This is a genomic window from Paenibacillus sp. GQ49, from assembly GCF_059759055.1.
The window spans coordinates 237,265-253,264 of record NZ_JCAXEL010000008.1 but is presented as its reverse complement, the minus strand read 5'-3'; the positions used below and the strand labels follow the sequence as shown (position 1 = coordinate 253,264).

Genomic DNA, 16,000 nt, shown 5'->3' with positions numbered 1-16,000 from the left:
TAGTGATCGTTCGCTGGACTTTAGACGTGATATATTTGTATTGTGGAAATCGAGCGAGAATGAAACGCACAGCTGCAAAAGCGGCATATGACTGGGGCGTTCCTCTTCTCGCCTTTTCTACTCTGCTAACTGTATTTAACGTTTCTTTCCCAAAAACATAAAAAGGGAAATCACAATGATAATCAGGATGCCTGAAAGATTGTATATTGTTTGAAATGTCTCACTTTGTGTTCGTGTAATAAAAAAACCTAGCATAGTAATAACGAAGACTAACATACCCCATTTAATTTTCATGTTCAAACAAGCACCTCCATTTGGATAAAAATGGTTTATTATATCATAAGATCAAAAGCTCTCTTATTCAAATAGGGAGGGATTCAAAGGAAATAGGATGTTTGTTCAGGTAGATCGGGACTCACCCGTTTTCTGTTCCTTGACCCGCATTTGGTAGCTTCAGTAAAATGGTCTTGTTCTTCCTCTATAGTTACATAGTACGTATGCATTTAAAGCAAAGAGCGCAGCGTTTTTGCGGCGACCGTTTCGGGCGCAAGCTTTTATGACGTAACACCAACATCATACATATCACATTTTAAGTCGTTCCTTCATGGATCGGCTTTTTTCATTGGAGGAATTGAAGTGATCAGCAGAAGACGGAAGAAGATACGCATTCGCCCGAACAAGCAGCCAGAGAAGTGCAAAGGTTGTGTATGGGGACGCTTCGACGGGGTTAAACAGTTCTGTAGTAGACCCATTTGTCCAAAAGAGGTAAAATATACCTGAAAGTCATCTTAGAGAGAGGGGGAAACTAGCATGAATACACCTCGTTTATTACCTGTTAGAGATTTGATTAAAGACGAGCTTGGAAATTATTACGATATTTTGTACGTTGATAATCAAAATAGCAAGGTTGTGCTTGTGAATGCAGTTGTTAAACTTTCGAGTAACCGTATTTTGACTGATGATTATTACCGAGAACATCAGCACGAGGTACTCACTCATGAAGCTACAAATATTCTTAAGGCAAAGATCAAAAACCTTAATGAAGGTAAAGTTCCAGGCGACATCTATTCGTTGGAAGAGTTGAAGTCAGATTTCGGTTTTGAATTCGTAGTTGAAGGACTGTACGATCCCAGTCCTAAAGTTAATTAAAAGTAAGCATCCTTCGGGGTGCTTTTTCTTTATCTCGAATGAATAAAAATAGTTTGCGACCAAAATGTTCCAAGGTCGTATATTATCTCTAGCACGTTTTAATATTGTTAGAGGAGGTGTAAGGTGATGAAATTTGATACCGAGAATAATCTATCGTTAAGGGTTAAGACTTTAAAGGCGTGGAAGGAAGAACTGGATACGCAAGTCACTAATCTCGAATATGAAGCTAAGAAGATCAGAGACGAAGCTTTTGCGTTAGATGTTAAAAGAGAAATTCTTGCTTCCATGTATGAATCTGCCGGAACTGATTCTCCAGAACATAACATGTTATTAAAGCAGCTTCGACCAGTCGTTGAAGAATTCCATGATAAATTACTTTTAGCAAATAATTTAGTAAAAGAAGCCGATGCTTTCAAAGTTACAGCTAAGAGTATTCAAGATAGAATTGAAACGGAATTGAAACAGCTTGATTCAGATGAAGAAGATGAAGATTAAGCACCCATCGTGGTGCTTTTTCTTTTGCTTTCATATACCAGAATGTGAGCCGTTCTGAGCTTCTTAGCAAGAGAACGTCCGTTTGCAGGGATCAGTTCATTGAAGAGCGGAGAACAGCGTCTGAGTGAGCCTATGCATGCATATGATGGTCACCCAAACGTTGAAACCAACTCAACACAATTTAGCTGGATGAAGGTAATGCGATTTTATTGTCGAATAATAATTCAAAAGAGAGGATGGTGAAAATACATAATGCAAGATTATGTTTTAGATTTACTTGGAAGTGCTCTGTACCAAGAAAGAAAATTCCAATTACATGATTTTTGGAAATTAGACAAGCTATTCGCAGATGGATTCGTTTACGACTCGTACTGTCCATGGTGTGAGAGTGAGAGTGTCTTCCATAAAGAAGCTGTGTTCAAAACAATAGGTGGGAATGTCCACCAAACAAAAGTGACACAAGAAGCACCAAGCTATGAGAATTATTTCAAGAGTATAATTTTGGTTTGTTCGCGTGGTTCAAAACACAAAATTCTATATACCTTTACTATTTTTAAGCATGACAATAGTAATATATCCTTCACAAAGATAGGACAATTCCCTTCTGATGCAGATCTTACAAACGCGGATACTAAAAGGTATCGTAAAATTCTTGGAGTAGATGATAATCGTGAATTTAATAGAGCTATAGGTTTAAATGCCCACGGAGTTGGTGTTGGTTCATTTGTTTATCTAAGAAGAGTCTTCGAAAAGTTGATTGAAAAGGCTCATATAGAGGCATTGACTGACACAGAATGGGACGAGCCAAGTTTTCAAGCTGCAAGAATGAATGAAAAGATAGGACTTCTTAAGGGATATTTACCTGAATTTCTTGTTGATAATAGGATGATTTATTCTATCTTAAGTAAAGGTGTCCATGAACTCACTGAAGAAGAGTGCTTAAAAGCTTTCCCAGTTGTTCGGATAGGGATTGAATTAATCTTAGATGAAGAGTTGTCAAAAAGAGAGCGGGAAAGAAAGAAGAAGGAAGCTACTCAAGCGCTAGCATCATTACATCAGCAATTGAAATAAGTCACTTAATGAGTGGCTTTTTCTTTTGCTCTAAATTCAAGGAGGTAATTGATATAAACATCAGAATCGTGCCGATCGATCAGATTAATGCAGCAGCTTACAACCCCCGTGTTGACCTTCAGCCTGGGGATCTGGAATACGAAAAGCTTCGCCGCAGCATAGAGGAATTCGGATATGTGGAGCCGATTGTCTGGAACGAACGCACAGGGCATATGGTCGGTGGCCATCAACGGTATAAGATTATGGTCAATGAGCTTGGCCACACTGAGCTGCAGGTATCCGTGGTGGATCTGGACGATCAGCAGGAACGGCTCCTGAATATTGCTTTGAATAAGGTATCAGGTGATTGGGATGAGGAAGCATTGGCTGGCCTGTTGGATGAATTGCAGGGTGCAGGTGCTGAGCTGGCGCTGTCTGGATTTGATGATACGGAGATTGCCAGGCTTCTAGCCGACTTCACGGAGCCACAAGAGGATCAGTTAGGAGATTTCACTAATAAAGAATTGGACGTATCCGACTTTGACGAATCGAACTTTGATTGTAAATGTCCGCGGTGTGGATTCGTTTATGACCAGGCGGAAACATCATGAAGGAGCCATCATGGGAATGGAAGCTGGCCGATCTGAAGGATGTAAAGCAACATGGTCATAAAGTGTTTTCGTGCTTCTCATGCGGCGGTGGCTCAACAATGGGATATAAGCTAGCAGGATACACAATGCTGGGAAATGTAGAGATCGATCCGCAGATGATGAGGATTTACAGACAGAATCATAACCCGCCCCATCCGTTCTTGATGCCTATTCAGGATTTTAAGAACATCCCTGATGCAGATCTACCACCAGAACTGTTTGACTTGGACATCTTGGATGGTTCACCGCCCTGCAGTGTATTTTCAACGGCTGGTGATCGTGAAGATAAATGGGGAGGGGAATACGCCTTCCGAGAAGGGCAGGCCGTCCAACAACTGGATGACCTGTTTTTTGAGTTTCTTGAAGTGGTGCAGAAGCTTCAGCCGCGGGTGGTCGTTGCCGAGAATGTCAGAGGTATGGTTATTGGCAAAGCCCGGGGATTCGTAAGTATGGTGATCTCCCGCTTCCGAGAGATGGGATACAGGGTGCAGTTATTCCTCCTTAACTCTGCCACAATGGGAGTTCCCCAAAAGCGTGAACGAGTCTTCTTCATTGCGGTTCGGGAAGACATGCCATTTCCACCGCTTCGTTTGGATTTTAATGAGCAGCCTGTCTTATATGGATCTATCCGTAGTGGAGCAGGCAGGCCGATTACGAAGGAAAGCCTGACGTATGAGCGTTGGCTGAAGAAGAGACCGCCTGACCTCAATATGGGCGATGTGACAGAACGTGAAGAGGGTAAAATGAGCAACTTCAATACTATACTGCTTAAAGACCAAAAAGTGGCCAACACGCTTGCCAGCTCATCGGTGTTCCTGAGGGATGATGTGCCTGAGCATATCAGTGATATGGATGCTATTAGAATGCAGACATTTCCAAACGATTATGACTTCATGGACGCCAATGTGCAATATGTATGCGGTATGAGTGTTCCGCCGGTGATGATGCAGAGAATTGCCGAGCAGATCCATCTTCAATGGTTTAAACAAAATTAAAGGGAGGACGCAGTAACGTCCCCCCAACAACCCAGGGTATCCCCCGGCTGAGATAGCGGCCCGCCACGCGTGGCATTTTGCAGACATCCGCTATCTCGCATTCCATCATAACGGAAAGCTGAGGGGTACGCATGAGAACACCAGATGAAGATTTATTGCAACATGAACTCGCTGTAATGGAAGGTATCCTTGAGAGTAAAGAGCAGTACAGGAAGATCGTCAAGGCATCTATTGCCCAGTGGGTGAAAGACCTGCAGGCTGGAAATATAAAGATGCAGACCGTTCAGGATCTGGAACGTCTCATCGAGTTGGATATCAAGCTTCAGCAAGACGATTTTTAAACACTAAAATAATAAAAGTACTTTTTTCAGCTTTAGTAAATACACATGTAATAAGAAGTGAGTGAGGGGGGCTGAAGGGGCAGAGATACTGGCTCCACCCCAGATGAAAACAGTTAATTATGCATACTCAATACAAATACTTACACCGAGTAAACTGATAGTGATTCGTTTAATTTTTCTCAAATTCTCCCCTCCCTCCTTTTTAAAATTATGTTTTTCTTAGTGTGTTAATGACCAAAAAATTAGATGGACAAGCCTGGAGCTAATAACCCATGCTTTTTTCGTGTTGGGGGTGGTGATGAATGTAGATGGCCAGAGAGAGAAGTCCCCAACGGGACAAAGCTAAACTGATGTGGCTGGAGAGCGGCGGAACGATGAAGCTAAAAGACATCGCCGCCGCTTTTTCTATTCCCGAGTCCAGGGTCCGCAAGTGGAAGTCCATGGATCGCTGGGAAGATGAACTCAATGGGAGCGTTTCGGGGGATTCCAAAGGGAGCGCTCCAAATGGAACGAATGGGAGCGTTCAGAAATCAAGGGGAGCGCCTAAAGGCAACAAGAATGCATCTGGCAATCGGGGTGGTGCTCCACCAGGTAACCGGAATGCTGTGGGTAACCGTGGTGGCGATGGTGGTCCATATCGCAACAAGCATGCGCTCAAGACAGGGATGTATGAAACGATCTTTCTTGATACGTTGGAGCCTGATGAACAGGATATGATGGATCAGATCGATACTGACCCCCTTGCGCAGCTCAATGAACAGTTAATCATGTTATCACTGCAGGAGCGGCGACACATGAAGCGGGTTAAGCTTCTTGAATCCGGTCTTACTGACGAAGAGCGTAAGACAAAGCAAGAGCTCATGCAGCGGCAGGACAAGGTTTCTATGTTAAGCCCTAAGACAGGAAAGGCAATCACGGTACCACTTACCACTGAAGGGATGAAGGTCACCGAGATTACGACCGTAGTCACGTCCAAGCTGGACAAGATTCTCAAACAAGAGGAAGCCTTGGTCAAAACACGGGATAAGAAGCTTCGGGTCATCAATTTGATCGCCAGCTTGCAGCAAGAAGAAGAGAAATTAAGAATCGCCCGTGAACGTCTTGAGCTGGATAAATACAAGGCGTTGGGCCATGGGGATGAAAGCGGGGGCGGAAATGATGTAGACGATGAAGATGACGATGGGGATGATTTAGATTGGTAATTGCACTGGCTAAGGAACACCGTCGTCGAATCAAGCGTAGGCTGCAACAACGACCGGACAAGCTCACTGAGTTAAAAGCGATCTTGTTAGACTTCGAACAGTTTTGTTACCGGATGCTCAAGATCAAGGACAAGTCAGGTGCTATGGTAAGGTTGATCCTCAATGATGCCCAGCGGCGTTATGCTGCAAAGGTATTTGAGGATCTGGAAGCAGGGAAGCCCGTTCGGATCATCATTCTGAAAGCTCGGCAAATGGGCTTTTCAACGGTGACGGAAGCATTGATTTACTATTTCACCTCATTACAGGAAGCAAAGAATGCCTTTATCGTTGCTCAGTCTTCCGATGCTTCAAGTAACTTGTTCGATATGTTCCAGCTTTACTATGAACGAGTGCCATCAGTCATACAGCCGATGACTCGCAAGAATAACGCCAAAAAGCTGACTTTTGAGAACCCCGCGATCCGGACGGCAGACCGTCGAAGAAATCCGGGGTTAAAGTCGAAGATCACCGTTCAGACAGCCGAAAGCCGGGTACTTGCCCGTTCGGACACGATACATTATCTGCATGCTTCCGAAGTTGCGTTCTGGCCAGCCAAGAAGAAGAAGCGACATTTGCTTTCCCTTCTTGCTGCTTTGTCCAAAGAGCCAGGAAGCATTGGAATTATCGAATCTACAGCAAACGGCATGGAAGAGTTCAAGCAAATATGGGATGCAGCCGTGAAGGGCGAGAATGATTTTTCTCCGCTCTTTTTTGCATGGTTTGAGATGCCCGACTACCGCAAGCCCGTTCCGCCTGGCTTCGAGCTGAGCGAAGATGAACTGGAACTGAAGGCAAAATACGGGTTGGACGATGAGCAGTTGCAATGGCGACGGTACACCATCCGGAACGATTGCGGCGGTGATTCACGACAGTTTGAACAGGAATACCCTTCTGAACCTGACGAAGCGTTCTTGTTATCAGGTGAAAGTATCTTTGATAACAAGTTTATTAAGCGACTGCGGGATGCGATTCAGAAATCAGGCATTCGGTATGAAATTGACTTTGTTAAGCAAGATGTTATCCCTACACTGAATGGGGAACTGGTTATCTATCACCTTCCAGAGCAGGGGAAACGATATATTTTATCTGCAGATACAGCAAAGGGTACCGAAGATGGCGATTATGACGCTGCTTATGTGATCGATGCGCGTACAGGCGAAATGTGCGCCGCTCTGCATGGCAAGTGGGACACTGACTTGTTCGGGAAAAAGCTGAACATGTTGGGCTTGTATTACAACACAGCTTTGCTGGCAGTGGAAAACAACAACACTGGTGAATCAGTGCTTAACACTTTGTTCAATACTTGTCATTACCCGCTGCTGTTCCTTCATAAGAAGGGCAAGCTTGGATGGGAAACCAATAAGGCAACCCGTCCCGTGATGATCAGTGATTTCAAAGAAGCCATTCGTGATGAGCTTTATGATATTTACTGTCCAGAACTGTTCGGTGAGTGTATGACGTTCATCGATAACAAAGGCAAGGCAGAAGCAGACAGCGGTTGTCACGATGACCGAATCATGGCTTATTCCATTGCCTTGCAGGTGCGTCAGGTAGCCGATAAGTGGTTCGAATGGTTTAAGAAAAAACAACAGCAACGGGAGGAATCGAAGCATGAAGAAAACAATGGGGGAGCGGGGTGGATTTAATTGAGTGAAGGAAATGCATCATGGGTTCCATTTGCGAAGGAAGAAGGTAAGCACATTCCATCCAGTGCCCAACTTCCCGATGTATTCGACAGCTTATACGATCATCACGGGCTGTTAGAGTTTGATTCAGGCAATGACCCTACATCCTGCAGGTTGCTTGTCAAAAACAGCAACATCATTCCTCAGTGTATTGAAGCATACAAGCGCAACATTGCCGGACATGGCATCGCTTTGGAGTACTTGCCAGGCGAGAGTGACGAGACTGCAAAGGAAGAATGGAACCGCGCAGAACGCTTTTTGGAGACTTGTAACCTCGAAGATAATCCTGAAGAGATCATAGGCCAGCTTATTGAGGATTTGGAAAGCACGGGGATGGCCAACATGGAAGTTGCTTGGCCGAGTGGGAGCGAGTTCCCGACGATCTTCCGGATGGACCCGAAGTATGTACGATACACTAAGGAAAGCAAACTTGCGACATTTAAACGCAAACGACGGATCAGCTCTACCCGAGAAGTTGAGGAATTCACTCAACAAATCTATGCACGTCGATATGCAATGAAGCGCGGGACATCGGTAGTTTGGTTTCGATTGTTCGGTACTGATGGTACCGAGAATCAGGTCATTCCGTTGAAGGTTGGCAATGACGGCGCCTATGGTGAACCTCGCTGGTTTGGGAACGCGCCTGGTGTAGTCGGCTCTCGTGAAGCTGAGGAATTGAACGTATCCTATTTCTCAAATGGTCGAATGCTTTCCATGATCCTGACTGTGACGAATGGACGACTCACTCAACAATCCATGGAGCTATTGAGTAAGGTCAAAGGATCTCAATCCCAAGGGGGTATTCTTTACCTTGAAGCCAAAGGGCAAGAAACAGGCGGACCATTAGACGAGAAGGTCGAGAAAGTATCTATCCAGATGGACAAGCTCAATGACCTTCTGCAACAAGATGCGCTCTTCCTTGATTATGGAAAGGAAAAGAAAGCTGATATCTTGTCATCCTTCCGCTTACCGCCGATTCTTGTTGGCCAAAGCTCAGACTATAACCGGGCGACAGCTCAAGCAGCGTTGGCATTCGCTGAAGAACAAGTATTTGAACCTTACCGCAAGTGGATCATGAACGAGATTTTCAACAAGCGGTTGTTCCCAGCCATGGGAATCTTCCGAGTGAAAGCAGTGCTTCGAGCACCGAGCATCATTGATCCAGAAGACCGCAAGGCAATGTTGGACTTTATTGCTGACCGCGGTATTATGTTGGTCCGTGACCTGATCCCGATTGCTGAGGATGTTTTGGGTACGACGATTGATGAAAGTAAGTTCAGTCCGAAATACCTTGATACGCCGATTGCACAATTAGCAGGAAGCCAACCGGCTATTCTTGATCCGGAAGGGAACGGCGATGCTGACGACCTGCAGGAGCGTGTTTCGATCATCGCTAAGCGTTTACTGCGAAAAGGATCAGCTGGGGTGGGCGCTCATGTGTGAAGCTTGCTGGGAACTGATTGTCAAAGCTGATGACGATGAGTTTCTTGATAGTCTTGAGCTGACATATGTGGAACGCAAGTTGCTTGAAGAGTTGTACAAACAGGGTGAAGACCGGATCATGGAGATCCTTGAGCTTCAGGGAGAAGCCCTTCAGGAAGCTATCGCTGAACTGAGCGAGGAATCTCTTGGTGATATCGGTGAGTTGGGCAAGGTCATGGTTGCTTTACACACATCCGAAGTCTTCGGGGATCTGTTTGAACAGGCGGTACAGGAAGCATTCGAACCTTTGTTCAATCTGGCGGGAGAGTCTGAGCTGCTTGAGCTTGATGATGAAAAGGTGTGGAGCACTAAGAATAAGGCGGCTAAGAAATTTGTTAAGGAGATCCGCAGCCTGGTACCCGATATGAACCAGTCTTCAACGGATACACTCTTGCGAAGCTTCGAAAAGGCGATTGATGAAGGGAACACGCCTTCAGAGCGGGCTTTGCTTGTTCAGGAGATCAGCGCGATTGCTGCTACGGGTGAAGATGGACCTTTCAGCATGGAGCGAGCGCAACGAGTATCCCGAACGATGAGCACAGCAGCAGTCAATGGAGGTAAGCTTGAAGGTTGGAAGCAGTCCGAGATTGCTAAGGGTAAGAAATGGCGTTCTGCAGCCGGCAGTAGGACGCGGAAGACTCACCGCAAGGCAAATGGTCAAGTGGTTGATTTGGACAAACCGTTTAAGGTCGGCAAAAGCAAGCTGATGTATCCCGGTGATCCTTCAGGTGAAGCTAAAGAAATAGTCAATTGTCGATGTACAATGCAATTGGTACTGGATTAAAGTTTGAGGCAACTAGCCCATGCATACTCATCACCTTGATTGGGTGGAATTTCTCCACTAGCTATTTTATCCATATGTTTAATGTGTTGGATAATCGCATCATGCGGTTCAGAAACATTATTATTTATTCTTGCTGTTAGAATCCCGAATACATCGTTATTCACAAGATTTTGAGCACAGATCTTAGCGGCTGAACTATCGCTATTATTCTGTTTGTACAATCTGTAATCGGGCAGTATTCCTACAATTTTAGCATTTTCAATGGGGGTCCAAGTAGCCATGAAATCACTCCTTATTTATTTTGGGATATTATACCATGTTTCTCTGAGAGGAGGTGAGATGAGAAATGACCTACAAAATGAAGGATGCAAAGATTACGCACTTGTCGCTGGTAGATAAGGGCGCTAATGGTGTGCCATTTGCCATCATTAAAGCTGCTGGGAAAAACGCTATTCAAAAGGAAGTCCAAATCGCCAAAGTGGATGACACACAACACATCGTTATTGGTGTGGTATATCAGCCAGATGTCGAAGATGTCCATGGCGACATGATGGACGCTGTGGAGATTGAGAAAGCGGCGCACCTGTTCATGGAGAACCAACATACCTACAACATCGATAAGCAGCACGATCTGGACGCTGACAAAGGATACGTTGTTGAATCCTACATTGCCCCGTGTGATATGGAGATAGGTGACCAAGTGATTGCAAAAGGGTCGTGGGTTGCTGGTGTGAAGGTCACTGACGACGGTGCCTGGGAAGAAATCCAAAAGGGTGACATTACAGGATTTTCAATGTTTGGCGTGGGTAAGCGTGAGGAAGTCGAGGATGAAGAGGAAGTTTCCAAGGGATTGCTTCACAACATCAAGAAAGCTATCAATGCAGCCTTGTCTCCGATCGTCAAAGGGGCTGTAGCCGACAAATACAATAAGAACCGGAAGAACCGTGAGTTTTGGGCAGCGCAGGACGCCTTAAACGCGGTTCTTTTTCGTTGGGACTCCTGGGAATCCGGGATGGAGACAGACGCCGAAATCATTCGCGAGGCCTTGCAAGATTTTGTTGAAATTGCCCAAGACGTATTGGTGCAGGAAGATATCGTGAAGGCGATAGGTAAACCGCCTGAAGCCATTGTCAAAGCGGGCAAAAAGATTTCTGCCAGTAACCTGCAACACATTGATGATGCGATTGCTACATTGACCGACCTTAAAAATAAAACGGCTCCTGAAGAAGAGCCTGAGGAGGAAGACGATTTGAAACCAGAAGATATTGCAAAAGCCGTTCAGGCTGCTGTTGGGCCTATTGTTAAACAAATGGAGGGACTGGCAGCTGATGTCACTGAACTGAAGAAACAGGATGGCGAAGATGATCCAGATCCAAACGCTGGAACATCGGGTGCGGGAACGGGCACTAATCCAGAAGCAGATGCTGTTACAGATGCCATTGCCAAGGCTCTCGCTCCATTGACTGAGCAAATGACTACGTTGGCTGCTGATGTGCAGATCGTTAAAAACAGCCGCGGTGGATCTGCTCAAGGTGGCGCAGAAGAAACTCAAATTCAGAAAGCATCTGGCACTTCTACGCTGGCCCGCTTCGTTTAATTTAAAAGGAGGAATATAAAACTATGAGATACAACGGACAAATCGCAAATAGCAGCATTAGCAAAGGTACAATTCATACCGGTCTTGATCCAGCAGCAATGAACTATGAGGAAGTCGATGCATTTTTGCAGATGGCATACGAATCCACAGAATTCTTGAAAGGAATCCGTACTGAAACCCGTGACGGTTCGAAGGGGACTATTGACAAGATCGGCGTGACAGGGCGAAACCTACGTAAGAAAAGAGAGGGGAATCCCGCTGGTAAGCAAACTGAACCTGTGTATCAACAAGTTCCTTATTCTGTTGTTCCTGTAACTCTCCAATATGAGATCACGGAAGAAAAGATTCGGATGGAACAGCGGGTTCGGAAACAGAACATTGAAGAAATCATCATGGGTGGCATGACCCGAAACTTTGGCGAAAACATGCAGGACTTGGGCTTTAATGGTAATATGAGCACTCTGAACACTGATCCTGATTATGACTTCCTGAGCATTGCTGATGGCTGGTTGAAAAAAGCTCGCTCGACTGGGAATTTCACTGATTGGTCTACACTTGACGCAGCTGGTAAGCTCGGTATTTTCTTCAGACTAGAACGTTCTGTGCCAACAAGATTGCGTAGTGCGGGACAGTTCAAATATTTCATGCATCCCAATACATTCTCGGAGCGCTTGGAACAATTGGCTTTGAAAGATACCAGTGCTTCGATTCAAATTCAAATCTTAGGGGCGCAAAAGAGAATCAACAACTACGATGTGGAAGAAGTGCCACATATGCCTGAGGGTGCAGTTCTATTCACGTATAAACCAAACTTTGTCATTGTAAATACTTATGACATGATTATCCGTAAGACAACCGAAGGTAAAGCGGCTGTAACAGAGGACAAACGATTCTATGCTACGCATGCAGATGGGGATTTCATTTTCGAGGAACCAGGTGCTGTTGCAATGGCAGAAGGGGTGCAATTCTAATGAAAAAGATTACCTTTAAAGGTAGTAATACTTCACTAACAAAGTATGGCATTCGTTTTGAGCCTAACAAGCCGATCATGATTGCTGATGAGATTGCAGATAAACTGGCGCAAGAGCAGGATTTCACGGTTGGAGGTGAACCTGCTCCAGGGGCAGACGATAACGGCAAAGATGATGGTCTTTCCCTTCAGGAATTGAAGGAACAAGCAAAGGCTGAGGGCATCAAAGGTTTTTCATCCATGAATAAGCAAGAACTGACCGATGCACTGGCAGCACTGCCGCAGAAGGATGATCCTTATGCTAACGCCCCAACTTCTTAAAACTCGTAGTCGTGTCTCACCTATTCAGGAAGCTACATCGGAGCAATTGGAACAGTACATTGATGACGCCCAGGTGCGTATTGAGTTGTATTTACCCATTCCCTTTCCTGAGGATGTGGATCGGCAGCTCATGCTCGCATGGGTGAAGCTGGCTGAAGGGCTTGCCCTACAGGACAGTGAGGAATATCTGGCTGCTGTCGCTCGGAACTATGCTTCTGAGAGCGATGGGGCTTGGACATACACCCGACAAGCGATTGCAGGCATGACCACGGGTAACCCGGACGTGGACGCAATCTTGTTCCTTTGGGTGAAGAAACAACAGGAAGGGCCGGACGATGGCAACATCACGGCCTATTTGTTGTGAATCATCGATTTAAAACGCCACTTGCCGTTTACCGGGTAGGCAGCAAGCGGGACGGTGATGATCTGTTCAATGATCGGAAGAGCGGCAAAATTGCGGATCTCAAATGCCATGTTATCAAGACGGAGACATCCGACAAGGCTGATGCAAAACCCGTGATGTACATCGTGAAGAAAACGATCGGCGTGGCCAAAACGGCTGATGTGAGAATCAGCGATGAGATTGTATTGTTCGGTCGTCGTTATCTCGTCATCGATGCGAATCCTCGCCGCTATTGGATGGAGCTGCTGATGACATGTGAGGTGAAAGGCAATGATCGTTAATGACTTTGATGGGTTGGCACGTAGATTCAGAAAACTAGCTGATCAAGGGATGAAGCGGATTCTGACCAACATTGCCGAAGCTTTGGGTGAAACGTTGTTAAACCACATCATTGACGAAATCGATAGGCAAGGCCTTATTGATACAGGTTTGATGTGGAACTCCTTTACCCGTGGTGGCGACGGAAACGTATGGGAATGGGACGTTGACAGGAACTCTATCACATTGGAAGTCGGATCTGATCTTGGGTCCGGTTCAAACGATCAAGGGGCATGGGGATACCCGCGTTTGATTAATGACGGTTACACGATTCACAAAGCCCATTGGGTACCAGGTTACTGGAACAGCGGTGAATCATTTGTGTATGACCTAAATGCCAAGACTGGATTCATGGCGAAACCGCGTAGCTTCATCGGTCGGAAGTATTTCGACATTGCCGTGACCCAGTTTGAAGGCGGAATGAATCAGCTCATCATAAGGCGGCTTGAAATTGAGTTGGAAAGGGTGCTGCGCTGATGGATAAAGGTTTGAAGTCATGGGCAGAAATCGTGCGGCTTGTTTACCCAGATCTGACGATTTTGCGGGATAAGACGCAATGGCTGGCCGGGAATTTTGATACACCTTCCGTTTTTATAGAAACGGATCTTGTTTCTGATAAGACCCATACCCCGCGTGCTGACCGGATCGTAGAGGATGTAGGACTTGTCTTCCATTTTGATAAGGAGCGAGTAACGGAAGAAGACGAGGGGGAACCCATCCCCTTTGATTTGGAACCGTTGTTCACATTCCTTCGCCAAAAGCGGTTTTGCTACGCTTCAAAACGCTTCGGTGTGGCATTGGTGATGGAACCACCGCGTAACCGACCCGAAAAGGATCGGATTGAAGTCACCTGCAGGTATTCGTATCTTCTGGCAGTGCCGAAGGTTCCGGTACCGAAGATCAATGAATTCCACATTGGATATGGAAAGGAGATCACACCATGAGTACACCACGCAAGGAAAGGCTTGCTGCCGCTGTCCAGAAGGATCTGAACAAGCGTACCAAGCAAGAATGGATTGAGGGTGCAGTTGCCTTGAAGCATGAACGCTTTGAGGTGGCGGGAGCCCTTTTTGATTGCAATTCAGATACCCTGCTATCCCAGCAGGAAGTACAAAACCGACTGGAAGCATATTTGCAACCAGCGGTACAAAAGGAGGAATCGTTGAATGTCGATTCAGAGGGTTAGACCAGGGGGATATGTTGAGTTGATCGCTTTGGCCAAGGCTAGAGTCGTGCCAGTGACAGGCCGCGTACTGATCCCTTACCAAGCGGAATGGGGGGCGGCCAACCAAGCTATTGATATGGCCGACACATCCGAACGCTTGAAGGAAAGCGGCCTGCAGGTTGATGAATTGGAGCTGGCTTCGGAAACGGGGGCAACGGTGGTTGGTTACCGTGTCACCAGTGGCTTGGAAAAGGTTGCTTCCGTATCTGTTACAGACAGCTACATGATTGAGGCACGTTATCCAGGATTGCGCGGCAATGATTTTGAATACATGATTCGTGCCAGCTTGGTCGATGCCACCAAAAAGGAAATCATCGTTCGCGATACCAAAGGGATTTATGACACAGAGACGTTCACAGTTTCCGATAAGACTGTTGCAGAAGAAGCATTGAAGAAGTCTAATATGGTCCGCTTTAAGTCCACAGGCGCTGTTGTTTTGGCAGACGCGGCATATACGGCGCTTACGGGAGCCGTATCTGGTTCAGCGACAATTACAGCGGCTGACTGGAGTCGGATCTTTAACCGGGTGGACGGTTTGACCTTCGATGTGTTCTATTTACCTTCCACGGATGCTGCTGTTCAAGCAGCTGCTAAACAATGGTTGCTTGATCGCCGCATGAAGGCCCGTAGGCTCGCTCAGTTGGTCGTTGCTGGCCCTCCACTGGATGATACCGACATTGATAAGCATAATGTTCGTAGCCGGGCTATGAACGCGCGGTACATCGTCAACTGTTCACTAGCTGGGACACACACGAACGGGAAAACGTACAACTCGGTGCAGTGGGGAGCATGGTTGGCTGGTCTGATGGCTGGTACACCTGCGAATAAGTCCTTTACAGGGGTTAAGGTCCCAATGACACAGGCTGCCATCGATTGGAGCCATAGCGAAGTTATTAAAGGATTGGCTGAAGGAACTCTGATGGCTACACGAGACGGTTACGACTATATCATTGAGTCAGCGGTCAATACGCTGACAACGATGGGTGCAGGTGAACGTGAGGACTTTGGTAAGATTCGTGTTTCTATGACGATCGACCAAGTCCTGAACGACATCTATTCCACGGCGAAGAAGTGGAAGGCTAAACTGGACAATGACAAGGATGGTCGGGGTATGTTTATTGCGGCTGTGCTTGAATACCTGGCAATCCGCAGGAGCCAAAAAGCAATTGATGAAGGTTATACCTTCACGGAAGATCCGAACAATGTAAGTGACTTCGATTACGCGTATTTCAAGCTATTCGCCAAGCCGCTTGATGCCATCGAAGCATTCTATATTACTTGGGAGGTGGCTTAA

At 46.0% G+C, this 16,000-nt stretch carries 20 protein-coding genes; 19 read left to right on the top strand and 1 reads right to left on the bottom strand.

Annotation, left to right across the window (positions count from 1 at the left end; translation table 11 throughout):
* Positions 1-810: 810 nt before the first annotated feature.
* The 10 genes from AC6CIF_RS16570 to AC6CIF_RS16525 all read left to right on the top strand — a co-directional run bounded on the left by AC6CIF_RS16570 (position 811) and on the right by AC6CIF_RS16525 (position 9,872).
* Positions 811-1,149: a hypothetical protein gene (locus tag AC6CIF_RS16570; RefSeq protein ID WP_017687522.1), complete on the top strand. Its 339-nt coding sequence runs from the start codon at positions 811-813 to the stop codon at positions 1,147-1,149.
* Positions 1,150-1,275: 126 nt separating this feature from the next.
* Positions 1,276-1,644 (top strand): hypothetical protein, encoded by a 369-nt coding sequence (locus AC6CIF_RS16565; protein WP_498200519.1) that lies wholly within the window; start codon positions 1,276-1,278, stop codon positions 1,642-1,644.
* A gap of 252 nt (positions 1,645-1,896) precedes the next feature.
* A complete protein-coding gene (locus tag AC6CIF_RS16560) occupies positions 1,897-2,715 on the top strand; it encodes a hypothetical protein (RefSeq protein ID WP_498200517.1) in 819 nt (272 codons plus the stop codon).
* A gap of 53 nt (positions 2,716-2,768) precedes the next feature.
* Complete coding sequence (locus AC6CIF_RS16555; RefSeq protein WP_498200575.1) at positions 2,769-3,305, top strand: ParB N-terminal domain-containing protein; 537 nt, start codon at positions 2,769-2,771, stop codon at positions 3,303-3,305.
* On the top strand, positions 3,302-4,339 hold the full coding sequence (locus AC6CIF_RS16550) for a DNA cytosine methyltransferase (RefSeq protein WP_498200515.1): 1,038 nt from the start codon (positions 3,302-3,304) through the stop codon (positions 4,337-4,339). Before AC6CIF_RS16555 ends, AC6CIF_RS16550 begins: the two co-directional genes overlap by 4 nt.
* A 131-nt stretch (positions 4,340-4,470) precedes the next feature.
* Positions 4,471-4,680 carry a hypothetical protein gene (locus AC6CIF_RS16545; protein ID WP_498200513.1) on the top strand — a complete coding sequence of 70 codons (210 nt, stop codon included), beginning with the start codon at positions 4,471-4,473 and terminating at the stop codon, positions 4,678-4,680.
* A 308-nt stretch (positions 4,681-4,988) separates the two neighbouring features.
* A complete protein-coding gene (terS, locus tag AC6CIF_RS16540) occupies positions 4,989-5,882 on the top strand; it encodes a phage terminase small subunit (protein WP_498200511.1) in 894 nt (297 codons plus the stop codon).
* The gene (locus AC6CIF_RS16535; RefSeq protein ID WP_498200509.1) at positions 5,876-7,567 is read left to right on the top strand and encodes a terminase large subunit; all 1,692 of its coding nucleotides are present in this window, start codon (positions 5,876-5,878) and stop codon (positions 7,565-7,567) included. The genes terS and AC6CIF_RS16535 overlap by 7 nt, the downstream gene beginning before the upstream one ends.
* Positions 7,568-9,049: a phage portal protein gene (locus tag AC6CIF_RS16530; protein ID WP_498200507.1), complete on the top strand. Its 1,482-nt coding sequence runs from the start codon at positions 7,568-7,570 to the stop codon at positions 9,047-9,049.
* Positions 9,042-9,872, top strand: a complete 831-nt coding sequence (locus tag AC6CIF_RS16525; protein ID WP_498200505.1) for a phage minor head protein — start codon at positions 9,042-9,044, stop codon at positions 9,870-9,872. The genes AC6CIF_RS16530 and AC6CIF_RS16525 overlap by 8 nt, the downstream gene beginning before the upstream one ends.
* Here AC6CIF_RS16525 and AC6CIF_RS16520 read toward each other — a convergent pair.
* Positions 9,869-10,153, bottom strand: a complete 285-nt coding sequence (locus AC6CIF_RS16520; RefSeq protein ID WP_127550611.1) for a hypothetical protein — start codon at positions 10,151-10,153, stop codon at positions 9,869-9,871. The genes AC6CIF_RS16525 and AC6CIF_RS16520 overlap by 4 nt on opposite strands.
* 65 nt (positions 10,154-10,218) lie before the next feature.
* On the opposite strand from AC6CIF_RS16520, the gene AC6CIF_RS16515 reads away from it, so the two are divergent.
* The 9 genes from AC6CIF_RS16515 to AC6CIF_RS16475 are packed head-to-tail and all read left to right on the top strand — an operon-like array spanning position 10,219 to position 16,000.
* Positions 10,219-11,469 (top strand): XkdF-like putative serine protease domain-containing protein, encoded by a 1,251-nt coding sequence (locus tag AC6CIF_RS16515; protein ID WP_498200503.1) that lies wholly within the window; start codon positions 10,219-10,221, stop codon positions 11,467-11,469.
* Between the two features lie 23 nt (positions 11,470-11,492).
* Positions 11,493-12,440: a phage major capsid protein gene (locus AC6CIF_RS16510; protein ID WP_498200501.1), complete on the top strand. Its 948-nt coding sequence runs from the start codon at positions 11,493-11,495 to the stop codon at positions 12,438-12,440.
* Positions 12,440-12,760 (top strand): Rho termination factor N-terminal domain-containing protein, encoded by a 321-nt coding sequence (locus tag AC6CIF_RS16505; protein WP_498200500.1) that lies wholly within the window; start codon positions 12,440-12,442, stop codon positions 12,758-12,760. The genes AC6CIF_RS16510 and AC6CIF_RS16505 overlap by 1 nt, the downstream gene beginning before the upstream one ends.
* Positions 12,738-13,124: a head-tail connector protein gene (locus tag AC6CIF_RS16500; protein WP_498200498.1), complete on the top strand. Its 387-nt coding sequence runs from the start codon at positions 12,738-12,740 to the stop codon at positions 13,122-13,124. Before AC6CIF_RS16505 ends, AC6CIF_RS16500 begins: the two co-directional genes overlap by 23 nt.
* A complete protein-coding gene (locus AC6CIF_RS16495) occupies positions 13,121-13,444 on the top strand; it encodes a hypothetical protein (RefSeq protein WP_341130501.1) in 324 nt (107 codons plus the stop codon). The genes AC6CIF_RS16500 and AC6CIF_RS16495 overlap by 4 nt, the downstream gene beginning before the upstream one ends.
* Positions 13,434-13,958 carry an HK97 gp10 family phage protein gene (locus AC6CIF_RS16490; RefSeq protein ID WP_498200496.1) on the top strand — a complete coding sequence of 175 codons (525 nt, stop codon included), beginning with the start codon at positions 13,434-13,436 and terminating at the stop codon, positions 13,956-13,958. Before AC6CIF_RS16495 ends, AC6CIF_RS16490 begins: the two co-directional genes overlap by 11 nt.
* The gene (locus tag AC6CIF_RS16485; protein WP_498200494.1) at positions 13,958-14,425 is read left to right on the top strand and encodes a hypothetical protein; all 468 of its coding nucleotides are present in this window, start codon (positions 13,958-13,960) and stop codon (positions 14,423-14,425) included. The genes AC6CIF_RS16490 and AC6CIF_RS16485 overlap by 1 nt, the downstream gene beginning before the upstream one ends.
* Entirely contained in the window at positions 14,422-14,667 is a 246-nt protein-coding gene (locus AC6CIF_RS16480) for a hypothetical protein (RefSeq protein WP_498200493.1), read from the top strand. The genes AC6CIF_RS16485 and AC6CIF_RS16480 overlap by 4 nt, the downstream gene beginning before the upstream one ends.
* Positions 14,648-16,000: a phage tail sheath subtilisin-like domain-containing protein gene (locus tag AC6CIF_RS16475; protein WP_498200491.1), complete on the top strand. Its 1,353-nt coding sequence runs from the start codon at positions 14,648-14,650 to the stop codon at positions 15,998-16,000. The genes AC6CIF_RS16480 and AC6CIF_RS16475 overlap by 20 nt, the downstream gene beginning before the upstream one ends.

Coding starts and splice junctions, on each gene's coding strand:
- AC6CIF_RS16565 (WP_498200519.1), top strand. CDS start 1,276: ATGAAATTTGATACCGAGAATAATCTATCGTTAAGGGTTAAGACTTTA.
- AC6CIF_RS16545 (WP_498200513.1), top strand. CDS start 4,471: ATGAGAACACCAGATGAAGATTTATTGCAACATGAACTCGCTGTAATG.
- AC6CIF_RS16475 (WP_498200491.1), top strand. CDS start 14,648: ATGTCGATTCAGAGGGTTAGACCAGGGGGATATGTTGAGTTGATCGCT.
- AC6CIF_RS16570 (WP_017687522.1), top strand. CDS start 811: ATGAATACACCTCGTTTATTACCTGTTAGAGATTTGATTAAAGACGAG.
- AC6CIF_RS16520 (WP_127550611.1), bottom strand. CDS start 10,153: ATGGCTACTTGGACCCCCATTGAAAATGCTAAAATTGTAGGAATACTG.
- AC6CIF_RS16480 (WP_498200493.1), top strand. CDS start 14,422: ATGAGTACACCACGCAAGGAAAGGCTTGCTGCCGCTGTCCAGAAGGAT.
- AC6CIF_RS16500 (WP_498200498.1), top strand. CDS start 12,738: ATGCTAACGCCCCAACTTCTTAAAACTCGTAGTCGTGTCTCACCTATT.
- AC6CIF_RS16515 (WP_498200503.1), top strand. CDS start 10,219: ATGACCTACAAAATGAAGGATGCAAAGATTACGCACTTGTCGCTGGTA.
- AC6CIF_RS16525 (WP_498200505.1), top strand. CDS start 9,042: ATGTGTGAAGCTTGCTGGGAACTGATTGTCAAAGCTGATGACGATGAG.
- AC6CIF_RS16550 (WP_498200515.1), top strand. CDS start 3,302: ATGAAGGAGCCATCATGGGAATGGAAGCTGGCCGATCTGAAGGATGTA.
- AC6CIF_RS16510 (WP_498200501.1), top strand. CDS start 11,493: ATGAGATACAACGGACAAATCGCAAATAGCAGCATTAGCAAAGGTACA.
- AC6CIF_RS16560 (WP_498200517.1), top strand. CDS start 1,897: ATGCAAGATTATGTTTTAGATTTACTTGGAAGTGCTCTGTACCAAGAA.
- AC6CIF_RS16490 (WP_498200496.1), top strand. CDS start 13,434: ATGATCGTTAATGACTTTGATGGGTTGGCACGTAGATTCAGAAAACTA.
- AC6CIF_RS16485 (WP_498200494.1), top strand. CDS start 13,958: ATGGATAAAGGTTTGAAGTCATGGGCAGAAATCGTGCGGCTTGTTTAC.
- AC6CIF_RS16505 (WP_498200500.1), top strand. CDS start 12,440: ATGAAAAAGATTACCTTTAAAGGTAGTAATACTTCACTAACAAAGTAT.
- terS (WP_498200511.1), top strand. CDS start 4,989: ATGGCCAGAGAGAGAAGTCCCCAACGGGACAAAGCTAAACTGATGTGG.